The sequence below is a fragment of the Kineococcus auxinigenes genome, from assembly GCF_050871525.1.
Taxonomy (GTDB): Bacteria; Actinomycetota; Actinomycetes; order Actinomycetales; family Kineococcaceae; genus Kineococcus.
In genome coordinates, this window is the sequence record NZ_JBKBCT010000037.1 from 26828 (window position 1) to 38225 (window position 11398).

Consider the following 11398-nt stretch of genomic DNA (forward strand, 5'->3'; position numbering starts at 1 on the left):
GGGTTCTCAGGCGCCGGCGCCGGTGCCGGCGTCGGTGGGGGTGGGGTGGCCGAGGGCGCCGAGCGCGGCGTCGACGAGCAACGGGCGCACGGCCCCGGCGTCGTGGGGGGCGTCGTGCGGGGCGCGGCAGGCCAGCGCGGCGATGGCCAGCCCGCCCAGGGCGCTGGTCAGGCGCACGGCGCGCTCGGTGCCGACGACGGTGCCGGTGCTGGTGGGCGCGGGGGCGGCGAACGCCTCGAAGAGGGCGTCCGCGAGCTCGGTCAGCGCCAGGGCCTGCTCCTCGCCGCGGCTGACCGACGACAGCGCCAGGGCGGTGAAGCCGGGTCGCGCCAGGGCGAGGTCGGCCAGGGCCTCCAGGACGGCGCGGTCCCGGCCGGGGCCGGGCGGGGAGGCGGTGACGCCGTCGACGACGCGGCGCACGCGCTCCAGGGTCGCCGCCAGCGCCGCGGCCTGCAGCGCGTCCTTGGTGGGGAAGCGGTGCAGCAGGCCCGTCTTGGAGTAGCCGGTGGCGTCGGCGACGCGCTGCACGGAGGTCTCCGCGAAGCCGTGGCGGGCGAAGAGGGCGGCGGCGGTGTCGAGGATCTCCTCGTCGATCTGCTCTCGGGTGGGACGGGGCACCGGACCATCGTAGGCCCTTGTGGACCACTTCGGTCGGTCGAGGACCGTGGCGGTCGGTCAGGGACCGGTGCTGCCGGGCTGCTCGCGCGCCACCTCCAGTGCACGCCCGCCGCGGCTCCCGCGCGAGCCGGGGAGTGTCCCCGGGCGGGCCTACCCTGGGGCGCGATGAGCACCCTGTTCGACGACCTCCCCCTCGGCGGCCCGGGCGACGTCCCCGCCGGCCGCCCCGCCACGCCCGCCCGCGGCGACGGCGGTGCCGCGCTGCTGGCCGGCCTGAACCCGCAGCAGCGCGAGGCCGTCGTGCACGCCGGCTCCCCGCTGCTCATCGTCGCCGGCGCCGGCTCCGGCAAGACCCGCGTGCTGACCCACCGCATCGCCCACCTGCTGGCCGAGGGGCGCGCCACCCCCGGGCAGGTCCTCGCGATCACCTTCACGAACAAGGCCGCCGCCGAGATGCGCGAGCGGGTGGCCGCCCTGACCGGCGAGTTCGTCGGGATGGGTGCGCGCAGCATGTGGGTGTCCACGTTCCACTCCGCGTGCGTGCGGATCCTGCGCCGGGAGGCGGCCACCCTGGGGATGCGCTCGTCGTTCTCCATCTACGACTCCGCCGACTCCCAGCGCCTGATGGCGATGGTCGTGCGCGAGCTGGAGCTGGACCCCAAGAAGCACGCCCCCCGCGCGCTGAGCGTGATGGTCTCCAACCTCAAGAACGAGCTCGTCGACGAGGAGGCGTACGCCGAGCGCGCGCACGCCGAGGACGCCGCCCCGGCCGAGCGCGTGCTGGCGCAGGTGTACCGCACCTACCAGCAGCGGCTGCGCCAGGCGCACGCGATGGACTTCGACGACCTCATCTCCTCCACCGTCCACCTGCTGCAGGCGTTCCCCGACGTCGCCGAGCACTACCGCCGCCGCTTCCGCCACGTCCTCGTCGACGAGTACCAGGACACCAACCACGCCCAGTACGTCCTCGTGCGCGAGCTCGTCGGCGGGTCCGTCAGCGAGGCCGCCGCCCGCGCCGGGCACGCCCTGGCGGTGCCGCCGGCGGAGCTGACCGTCGTCGGCGACGCCGACCAGTCGATCTACGCCTTCCGCGGTGCCACGATCCGCAACATCACCGAGTTCGAGCAGGACTACCCGGACGCCAGGACGGTCCTGCTGGAGCAGAACTACCGCTCCACCCAGACGATCCTCACCGCCGCCAACCAGGTCATCGCCGTCAACACCGACCGCCGCGCGAAGAACTTGTGGACCGCCTCCGGGGCGGGGGAGAAGATCGTCGGCTACGTCGCCGACGACGAGCACGGCGAGGCCCAGTTCGTCGCCGACGAGGTCGACCACCTGCACGACACCGCGGGCGTGCGCTACGGCGACGTCGCGGTGTTCTACCGCACCAACGCGCAGTCCCGGGCGCTGGAGGAGGTGTTCATCCGCACCGGCCTGCCCTACAAGGTCGTCGGAGGCACCCGCTTCTACGAGCGCCGCGAGGTCAAGGACGCCATCGCCTACCTGCGCGTGCTCGACAACCCCGACGACACGGTGAACCTGCGCCGCGTCCTGAACGTCCCCAAGCGCGGCATCGGCGAGCGCGCCGAGGCGTCGCTGGTGGTGCTCGCCGAGCGCGAGCGCATCCCCTTCGGGCAGGCGCTGGAGCGCGCCGACGAGGCCGCCGGCCTGGTGTCGCGCTCGCTGAAGGCCGTGCAGGGCTTCGCCCAGCTCGTCGCGGACCTGCGCACCCTCGCCGAGTCGGGCGCCTCCCCGGCCACCGTCCTGCAGGCGGTGCTGGAGCAGACCGGCTACCTCGCGGAGCTGCGCGCCAGCGACGACCCGCAGGACGAGTCCCGCGTGGAGAACCTCGCCGAGCTGGTCGCGGTGGCCGAGGAGTTCTCCGACGCCGACCCCGACGGCACCCTCTCGGACTTCCTGGAGCGCGTCTCCCTGGTCGCCGACGCCGACCAGATCCCCGAGGAGGAGGACGGCGGCGGTGTCGTGACCCTGATGACCCTGCACACCGCCAAGGGCCTGGAGTTCCCCGTCGTCTTCCTCACCGGCATGGAGGACGGCACGTTCCCGCACCAGCGCTCCCTGGGCGACCCCGACCAGCTGGCCGAGGAGCGCCGCCTGGCGTACGTGGGCCTGACCCGCGCCCGCGAGCGGCTGTACCTGTCGCGCTCGGCGGTGCGCAGCGCGTGGGGCGCGCCGCAGCAGTACCCGGCCAGCCGGTTCCTCGACGACGTCCCGGCGGACCTGCTGGACTGGCGGCGCGGCGAGGCCGCGTTCGCGGCGTCCTCCGCCTCCCCGTCCTCGCTGCGGCCCCCGTCGCGGCCGGTGGCGCGCTCGGCCGGCAGTCGGCCCGTCATCAGCCTGGCCCCCGGCGACCGCGTCACCCACGACAGCTTCGGCCTGGGCACCGTGGTGCGCCTGGAGGGCGAGGGTGACAAGACCGTCGCGCACGTCGACTTCCGCGGCGAGGGCACCAAGCGCCTGCTGCTGCGCTACGCGCCGGTCGTCAAGCTCTGAGGCGGCGCGGGAGGTTCCGGCCCCGGCCGTGACGGGGTGGTCCCCGGACGCGCCCGGCCGGCGCTCCGGGCCGCCCCACCCCGCTGTTCGCCGGAACGTCCGCTCCCGGCCCTGGTGCGCGACGAGCGCGTGCCCCAGACTCGCTCCCGACAGGCACCACCACGGCTGCAGGGGGTCCGGCCATGAGTGAACTGCGCACGCAACCGGTCGTCTCGGGACGGAGCTACCTCGTCGACCGGGTCGGCGGCCGTGCTCCGCGGGACCTGGAGGACTTCACGGGGGAGACGTCCTTCCTCCTCACCCTCGGGCCGCACGTGCACGAGGTCGTCGGCGTCGGCCGCGTCCAGGACGGGGTGGTGCGCGTGCACGAGAAGTCCGGCGGGCCCGGCGGCAAGGACGTGCGGGTGTGGTGCGTGCGGCGCACCGAGCGGGGCTTCGAGGCCGAGCACGCCGGTCGCTGACGCGGCGGGGACGGTGCGGCCCGGGCGGGGAGCGTCACCCGCGCGCCTCAGGTCCGGGGTGCGCCGTGCCGATACCGGTACCCGGTGGGTGCGGGAGCCCGTGCCGCCGCACCGGGGTGGCGGGAGGTGAGCAGCTGTGGGGACGCGCGGGTGGCGGGTGGGGCTCGTCGTGAACCGGGTGGAGGACTACGCCCTGCCGGTGATCCGGGGCATGGAGTCCGTCCTCGCCCCGGCGGGGGCCTCGCTGCTGGTCCTCGTGCACCCTCGGTCGGCCCCGCAGCCGCAGCCCTGGGTCGAGCGCCTGCGCCGCGCCGGGAGCATCGACGCGCTCGTCGTGAGCACCGTGGTCGACCCCGTCACCGGCGTCTCGGACGTCGCCGGGCTGGCCGCCCAGGCCGCCGGGCTGCCCGTGGTCACCCTCGGTGGCGACGTGCCCGGCGTGCCGGACGTCAGCGGCGACAACGCCGCCGGCGTGGCGCTGGCCGTGGCGCACCTGCTCGCCGGTGACCGCCGGCACCCGCTGCTGGTGGCCGGCCCCGCCGACTCCGCCGACTCCGCCGAGCGGGAGGCCGCCTTCGCCGCGGCCGTGGCCGGCGCCGGCCTGCCCCCGGCGCCGGTGGTGCGCGCCGGCTTCCACCGCGAGACCGCGTACCGCCGCACCGTGGAGGCGCTGAGCGCGCTGGGCACCGTCGACGCCGTCTTCGCCGCGAACGACGAGATGGCCCTGGGGGTGCTGGACGCGCTGGCCGCCCGCGGGCGGCGGGTGCCGCGGGACGTCGTGGTCGCCGGCTTCGACGACACCCGCGCCGCGGCCACCGCCGAGGTCCCGCTGACCAGCGTGGACCCGCGCCTGCGGGAGCAGGGCGAGCGCGCCGGGCAGCTGGTGCTGGGCCTGCTGCGCGGCGAGCGCGTGCCCGCCCGGGTGCGCACGGGGTGCGAGCTGGTGGTGCGCGCCTCCACGGGCGGTCCCGACGGCGCCGGGTCGTCCGCCGCGGGTGGCACCGTGCCCGTGGCGCTGCTGCGGGACGTGCGCTCGGAGCTCCTGGTCACCCACCACCTCCTCGGCCTCGAGCACGGCCTGTCGTCCGTGGCGAGCGAGGACGAGCTGACGCGTGAGCTGGCCGCGTACCTGCCCCGCGTCGCCGTGCGCCGCGCGCACCTGGCGAGCGTCCACGAAGGCCTCGCGCACCTCGTCCACAGCACCGACGGCAGCGGCGGCACCGGCGGCACCGGCGGCGCCCCCGCCGGTCCCTACCCCGTCGAGGAGCTGCTGCCGCCCGCGCGGCGTGGCGAGCTCGCCCGCGGCACCCTCGTCGTGCAGCTGCTGACCCCCGGCGGCCGCGAGCGCGGCCTGCTGCTCTACGAGCAGGAGCGCCTGGACCGCTACACCGCCGAGGCGCTGCAGCAGCACTTGACCGGTGCGCTCCAGGGCCTGCAGCGCGCCCGCCGGGCCCGCGAGCGCGCCGAGGAGCTGGAGCGGCTGGTCGCCGAGCGCACCGCTCAGCTGCAGGCGGAGGTCCACAGCCGCCGCCTCGCGCAGGAGGAGCTGACCCGCGCCAACGCCCGGCTGTCCGAGGCGCTGCTCGTGGACGGCCTGACCGGCGTGCGCAACCGGCCCGCCTTCGACGACGCCCTGCGCCGGGCGTGGCAGCAGCACTCGCGCACCGGCGCCCCGCTCAGCGTGCTGCTGTGCGACGTGGACCGCTTCAAGGCCTACAACGACTCCGCCGGGCACCTGGCGGGCGACGCGTGCCTGCGCGCGGTCGCCACCTGCATCGCCTCGGCGGTGCGTTGCAGCGACCACGTGGTGGCGCGCTTCGGCGGGGAGGAGTTCGCCGTCGTCCTGCCCGGCACGGACCTGGCGGCCGCCCGGCAGGTCGCCGAGCGGGTGCTCGCCCGGGTGCGCGGGGCGGCGCTGCCGCACCCCGGCGGTGCCGCCGGGAGCACGGTCTCGATCAGCGTGGGCGTCGCCACCAGCCCCGGCACCGTCCCCGGGGGCACGACGTGCGAGGACCTGCTGCGCGCGGCCGATGCGGCGCTGTACCGGGCCAAGGGGACCGGTCGCGACCGCCTGGTGCTGGCGGGCTCACCGTCCTGACCGCCCGTCCGGGCGGGTGCGCTCGGCCCGGCGGGTCAGCGCGGTCACCGCGGCGGCGGCGACGAGCAGGCAGGTGACGTCCACGGCGACCAGCAGCGGCGGTACCGGGGCCACCTCCGGGGTCACGGTCAGCGCGCCGGCCAGCGCCGCCGGGACCATGAGGACCACGTTGTTCACCGCGTGCAGCACCACGGCCGCCTCCAGGCCGCCGGTGCGCCACACCAGCCACGACGCGACCAGCCCGAACACCACCCGGTCGGCGAACAGCAGGGCGTCCTCGGCGCCGTGCGCGGCGCTGAACAGCGCCGCCGAGGCCAGGGCGGCCAGGACCGCGCCCACCGCGGGGCGGGCGGACCACGAGCCGACGGCCTGGCTGAGCCAGCCGCGGAAGAAGAACTCCTCCCCGGCGGCCTGCAGCGGCGTGGTCAGCACGACGACCACCACCAGCGCCACCGCCTGCCGCGCGCCCGGCGCGGTGCCCGGCCCGAACGGCGCCCGCCCGGCGAGGACCTCGACCGCCACCACCGCGAGGTTCGCCGCGACCAGGACGGCCAGCACGACCGGCACCACCCGCAGCGCCCAGCGCCAGCGCCAGCGCCCCTCGACCGACGACACCGCCCCCGGACCGCGCCGGTGCCCGGCGCGCACGCCCAGCCACGCCAGCGGCACCCCGGCCGCCAGCGCGAGGTTCATCGCCAGCAGTCCCCACCAGGTGCTGGACACCGCCTCGTCCAGCGCGGTGCCGCTGCGGCCGGTGAGGGCCTGCGCCACCCCGAAGGTGATCCCCAGCGCCAGCACGACGGCGACCAGGCCGCCGGTGACGGCCGCGGCGCCCACCAGCGGACGCCACCACCGGTGCTGCGGGCCGCGCAGGGCGCCGGTGTAGCGGGCGGCGGGGCAGCGGGAACCGGGGTCGGCCGGGGTGCAGCGGGCCGGAGCGGTGGAGGTGGTCACCCGGCGAGCGTGGCCGGGCGGCACCGCCGGCCGCGTCCGCCGCACGGCGCGCCGCCGCGTCGACCTCGGTCGATGCCGCGTGGCCGGGAGGCGACGTCCGGCGGTCCCGCACGGGGGCGTCGCCCTCCTAGCCTGGTGGCGTGAGCGGTGCAGCGGTGGTGTTCGAGGCCACGGACGTCCCCCGGCCCTGGCGGCGGCGCGGTCGGGTGGCGGCGCGGGTGGCGGGCGATGCCGCCCTGGTCGCCGCGTGCCTGGTCACGGGGGCGGTCTTCCTCGGCATGGAGCTGGACCCCGCTTCCGGGCCGCGGGTGCGCGGTGACGCCGTGCTCGTCCTGGACGTCCTGCTGGGGCTGCCCGCCTGCTTCGCGCTGTTCGCCCGCCGCCGCTTCCCGGTCGTGGTCGCCGGCGTCCTCGTGGTCGTGTCCGTGGTCTCGACGTTCGTGGCGGTGCCGTGCCTGGTGGCGCTGTTCAGCGTGGCGGTGCGCCGGCGCTGGCCCGCGGTCGCGTCGGTGGCGGTGGGCACGGTGCTGGCCGGGACGGTGTACGGGCTGCTGTGGCCCGAACCGGGTCTCCCGACGTGGGCGCTGCCCCTGTTCCTGACGGCCCTCGTGGTCCCCGTCGCCGGGTGGGGGGCGTACGTGCGCACCCGCCACCAGCTGGTGGAGTCGCTGCGCCGGCAGGCCGAGCAGGCCCGCGCGGAGCAGGAGCTGCGCGTGCAGCGGGCCCGCGCCACCGAGCGGGCCCGCATCGCCCGCGAGATGCACGACGTCCTCGCCCACCGCCTGTCCCTGGTGAGCATGCACGCCGGTGCCCTGGAGTTCCGCCCCGGCGCTCCCGCCGAGGACGTCGCCCGCGCCGCCGGCGTCATCCGCGCCGGCACCCACGAGGCGCTGGAGGACCTGCGCGACATCCTCGGCGTGCTGCGCGCCGGCGAGGTGGGCACCGGCACCGAGGAGGCGTCCGGCCGGCCGCAACCCACCCTCGCCGACGTGCCCGGCCTGGTGGGCGAGGTGCGCGCGGCGGGTGCGGCGGTCGAGCTGGACGTGCGGGTGCCCGAGCAGGCGCAGCCGCCGGCACTGGTGGGGCGCACCGCCTACCGCGTCGTGCAGGAGGGGCTGACCAACGCCCGCAAGCACGCCGCCGGTCACGCGGTGCGGGTCGTCGTGGCCGGCGCCCCCGGCTCCGGCCTGGAGGTCACCGTCCTCGACGACGCGGGCCCCGCGCCCCTGACGCCGTTCCCCACCACGACCACCGGCACGACCGCGGTGCCCGGTGCCGGGCTGGGGCTGGTGGGGCTGGCCGAGCGGATCGCCCTGGCGGGCGGGGAGCTCGAGCACGGCCGCGCCGCCGGGGGTTTCCGCCTGCGGGCCAGGCTGCCGTGGCCGGCGTGAGCGGCGGGGGCAGCGTCGAGGACAGCGGCGGGGCCGGGGCCGGCGCGCCCGTGCGGGTGCTCGTCGTCGACGACGACCCCCTCGTGCGCTCGGCGCTGGCCGTGGTCCTCGGCGGGCTCGACGACGTCACCGTCGTGGGGGAGGGCGGCGACGGTGAGCAGGCCGTCGCGCTCGCCGCCGCCACCGCGCCGGACGTCGTGCTGCTGGACGTGCGGATGCCGCGGCGCGACGGCATCAGCGCCGCCCGGGAGATCACCGCCCGGCAGGGGGCGGCCGGCGCCGGCCCGCGAGTCGTGGTGCTCACCACGTTCGGCGACGACGAGGCCGTCCTGGCGGCGCTGCGCGCCGGAGCCGACGGGTTCCTGCTCAAGGACACCCCGCCCGCCGACATCGTGGTGGCCGTGCGGCGAGCGGCCGCCGGCGAGCCGGTCCTGTCCCCGGACGTGGTGCGCCGGCTCATCGGGCGGGCCACCGCTCCCGCGCCGGCCGCGGACGCCGACCGGCGCCAACGGGCCCGGCACCTGCTGGAGCGGCTCGGGGACAAGGAGCGCCGCGTCGCCGTCGCCGTCGGCCAGGGCCTGCCCAACGCGGAGATCGGTGCGCGGCTGTCGATGAGCACCGCGACCGTGAAGGCGTACGTCTCCCGCGTCATGGACCGCCTGGAGGTGGACAACCGGGTGCAGGTGGCGATCGTCGTGCACGACGCGGGGCTGGCCTGAGCCGCCGGCCCGGCGCGATCGGCGCCCGGGCGGACGGCGCCGCCGCGGGGGACCGCCCGGTCCGTCAGGCGGGGAGGTGACCCCACAGCACGTCCAGCTCACCCTCCACCTCGACGCCGCCCAGCGCGGCGGGCAGCAGGAACGTGCTCGCGCGGGCCAGTTCCCCGTGGAAGCCCTCCGCCCGCACCGTGACCGGCGCAGGCCCCACGTTGGTGAGCACCTGCGCGGTGCTGAACTCCCGGCGCACACGCACCGGGTGCGCGCAGCGCCAGCGGTGCAGGACGAAGTACGGGCCCTCGCAGCACACGGCGCGCCGCACCCCGTCCTCGTCGGCGGGGACGGTGGCGTCGGTGATCGTGGCGCGCGCGTCCAGCCGCGCCTCGCGCAGCAGCGCCTCGACGTTCTCGCGGCGCCGTTCGTCCGGGACGGGGGAGCCGTCGGCCATCTCGTACGGCATGGCGTGCTGCTGCGTGTCGGAGGTCTGCTCGATCTCGTAGACCAGGGTGCCGGGCCCGAAGGAGTGGACCGTGCCGCCGGGCACGTACACGGTGTCGCCCGCCGCGACGGGGAACCGCTCCAGGACGGCGTCGAAGTCCTGGGCCAGCAGCGCCTCGCGCAGCCGTTCGGGGCCCACGTCCGCGCGGACCCCCGCCAGGGCGGTCGCGCCGGGCTCGGCGGCCAGCACGTGCCACGCCTCCGTCTTGCCGTTCTCGGCACCCTCCAGCTCCCGGGCTGCGGCGTCGTCGGCGTGCACGTGCACCGGCAGGGCGCTCGCGCCGTCGATGAGCTTCGTCAGGATCGGGAAGCGGCTGCCGGACCAGCCCGGTCCGACCAGCTCCCCGGGGTGCTCACGCACCAGGTCGCGCAGGGCGGTGCCGGCCAGCGGGCCGTCGACGACGACACCCACCTCGCCGTCCACGTCGCTGACCTCCCACGTCTCGGCGACGCGGCCGCCGGGCAACCCGCTGCGCCCCAGCGCCTCGGCGATCGCGCGACCGCCGAACACGTGCTGCTTCACGGGCGTGCTCAGGCGCAGCGGGTACCACTCCACGACGGTCCTCCCCTCAGAGGATCGGCTTTCCGCCGGTCACCGCGACGCGCGCGCCCGAGACGTAGCTGGCCTCGTCCGAGGCCAGCACCACGTACACCGGGGCCAGTTCCGCCGGCTGGGCGGCGCGGCCCATCGGCACCTGCTGGCCGAACTGCGCCACCTTCTCCTCCGGCATGGTGGCCGGGATCAGCGGCGTCCACACCGGCCCGGGAGCCACCGAGTTCGCCCGGATGCCGCGCTCGGCGAGCAGCTGCGCCATCGAGGCCGTCATGTTGGCGATGGCCGCCTTCGTCGCCGCGTACGGCAGCAGCGTCGGGCTCGGGTTGTCGGAGTTCACCGAGCTGGACCCGATGATCGACGCGCCCGGCTGCATGTGCGGCAGCGCCGCCTTGGTCAGGTGGAAGAACGCGCTGAGGTTGGTGTGGATCGTGCGGTCCCACTCCTCGTCGGGGGTCTCCTCGATCGAGTCGCGGTTCATCTGGAACGCGGCGTTGCTCACCAGGACGTCGACGCGGCCGAACTCCTCCACGGCCTTGGCGATGACGGCGCGGCAGTGCGCCGGGTCGGCCAGGTCACCGGGCACCAGGACCGCCTTGCGGCCGGCCTGCTCCACCCACTTCGCGGTCTCGCGGGCGTCCTCGTCCTCGTTGAGGTAGCTGATGAGGACGTCGGCGCCCTCACGGGCGTAGGCGATGGCCACGGCCCGGCCGATGCCGGAGTCACCGCCGGTGATGACGGCCTTCTTGCCCTCCAGGCGGCCGGTGCCGCGGTAGCTCTCCTCGCCGTGGTCCGGCTTCGGGTCCATCGCGCCGGTGGTGCCGGGGACGTCCTGCGACTGCTCGGGCTGCTGCTGCGACATCGGGCGTGTCCTCCTCGCGGTGCGGTGCGGTGCGGTGCTGCGTGCGGCGCGGCCGGCGTGCCGCTGCACTCCCGGGCGTACCCGCTGCGCGGCGTCCCAACCGCGCAGCGACCCGTGCACCTGGCAGGGTGCGGGCGTGCGCCTGCTGCTGGCCCGCGCCCTCACCGAGGCGCTCGCCCCCGCCCCCCTGGCCGCCGCCGCGCTGCTGCTCGTCGCGGTGCGCTCGGCGTCCTCACCGGCGGCGGGCCTGGGCTGGGGAGCGCTCGCGGCCGTGCTCGCCGTCGGCATCCCCTACGGGGTGGTGCTGGCCGGGGTGCGGGCCCGGCGCTGGGGCGACCACCACCTGCGGGTGCGCCGGCAGCGGTTCGCGCCCCTGGCGCTGGGCACCGCCACCAGCGCGGCGGGCTGGGTGCTGCTGCGGGTGCTGGGGGCGCCGCGCGAGCTGCTCGCGCTCCTGGCCGCGTCCGGGACCGGGCTCGCGGTGTGCCTGGCCTCCACCCTGGTGTGGAAGACGTCCGTCCACGCCGGTGCCGCGGCGGGGAGCGCGGTCGTCGTGGCCCTCACCCTCGGGCCGTCCACCCTGGGGTGGACGGTGCCCCTGGTCGCGGGGGGGGGGGGGGGGGGGGGGGGGGGGGGGGGGGGGGCGCCGCCCCCCCCCCCGCGCCGGGGCCCGGCGCGGGCCGCGGCCCCCCGGGCGCGGGGGGGGGGGGGGCGGCGGTCAGGTTGTGTT

10 protein-coding genes are annotated in these 11398 nt (G+C 77.1%); 6 read left to right on the plus strand and 4 right to left on the minus strand.

Annotated elements, in window-relative coordinates; genetic code table 11:
* Positions 1 to 6: 6 nt before the first annotated feature.
* The gene (locus tag ACRYR9_RS11620; protein ID WP_432494957.1) at positions 7 to 618 is read right to left on the minus strand and encodes a TetR/AcrR family transcriptional regulator; all 612 of its coding nucleotides are present in this window, start codon (positions 616 to 618) and stop codon (positions 7 to 9) included.
* Between the two features lie 165 nt (positions 619 to 783).
* Here ACRYR9_RS11620 and pcrA point away from each other — a divergent pair, with 165 nt between their 5' ends.
* From pcrA to ACRYR9_RS11635, 3 genes are all read left to right on the plus strand, one after another.
* Complete coding sequence (gene pcrA, locus ACRYR9_RS11625) at positions 784 to 3135, plus strand: DNA helicase PcrA (protein ID WP_432494959.1); 2352 nt, start codon at positions 784 to 786, stop codon at positions 3133 to 3135.
* A gap of 182 nt (positions 3136 to 3317) precedes the next feature.
* Entirely contained in the window at positions 3318 to 3596 is a 279-nt protein-coding gene (locus ACRYR9_RS11630; RefSeq protein ID WP_432494961.1) for a hypothetical protein, read from the plus strand.
* Between the two features lie 136 nt (positions 3597 to 3732).
* Positions 3733 to 5694, plus strand: coding sequence for a diguanylate cyclase domain-containing protein (locus ACRYR9_RS11635; RefSeq protein ID WP_432494963.1), 1962 nt, complete (start codon positions 3733 to 3735; stop codon positions 5692 to 5694).
* Here ACRYR9_RS11635 and ACRYR9_RS11640 read toward each other — a convergent pair.
* Positions 5683 to 6648 carry a CPBP family intramembrane glutamic endopeptidase gene (locus ACRYR9_RS11640; protein WP_432494965.1) on the minus strand — a complete coding sequence of 322 codons (966 nt, stop codon included), beginning with the start codon at positions 6646 to 6648 and terminating at the stop codon, positions 5683 to 5685. The two genes, ACRYR9_RS11635 and ACRYR9_RS11640, sit on opposite strands and share 12 nt — an antisense overlap.
* A 140-nt stretch (positions 6649 to 6788) precedes the next feature.
* Here ACRYR9_RS11640 and ACRYR9_RS11645 point away from each other — a divergent pair, with 140 nt between their 5' ends.
* Positions 6789 to 8039 (plus strand): sensor histidine kinase, encoded by a 1251-nt coding sequence (locus ACRYR9_RS11645; RefSeq protein ID WP_432494967.1) that lies wholly within the window; start codon positions 6789 to 6791, stop codon positions 8037 to 8039.
* Complete coding sequence (locus ACRYR9_RS11650) at positions 8036 to 8758, plus strand: response regulator (RefSeq protein ID WP_432494969.1); 723 nt, start codon at positions 8036 to 8038, stop codon at positions 8756 to 8758. Before ACRYR9_RS11645 ends, ACRYR9_RS11650 begins: the two co-directional genes overlap by 4 nt.
* Before the next feature lie 64 nt (positions 8759 to 8822).
* On the opposite strand, the gene ACRYR9_RS11655 is transcribed toward ACRYR9_RS11650, so the two are convergent.
* Both ACRYR9_RS11655 and ACRYR9_RS11660 read right to left on the minus strand, forming a co-directional pair.
* Entirely contained in the window at positions 8823 to 9809 is a 987-nt protein-coding gene (locus tag ACRYR9_RS11655) for a class I mannose-6-phosphate isomerase (protein ID WP_432494971.1), read from the minus strand.
* A gap of 13 nt (positions 9810 to 9822) precedes the next feature.
* A complete protein-coding gene (locus ACRYR9_RS11660; protein ID WP_432494973.1) occupies positions 9823 to 10668 on the minus strand; it encodes an SDR family oxidoreductase in 846 nt (281 codons plus the stop codon).
* A gap of 136 nt (positions 10669 to 10804) precedes the next feature.
* Here ACRYR9_RS11660 and ACRYR9_RS11665 point away from each other — a divergent pair.
* Positions 10805 to 11398: hypothetical protein (locus tag ACRYR9_RS11665; RefSeq protein WP_432540191.1), on the plus strand; the 594-nt coding region annotated here is incomplete at its 3' end.

Coding starts and splice junctions, on each gene's coding strand:
- pcrA (WP_432494959.1), top strand. CDS start 784: ATGAGCACCCTGTTCGACGACCTCCCCCTCGGCGGCCCGGGCGACGTC.
- ACRYR9_RS11630 (WP_432494961.1), top strand. CDS start 3,318: ATGAGTGAACTGCGCACGCAACCGGTCGTCTCGGGACGGAGCTACCTC.
- ACRYR9_RS11660 (WP_432494973.1), bottom strand. CDS start 10,668: ATGTCGCAGCAGCAGCCCGAGCAGTCGCAGGACGTCCCCGGCACCACC.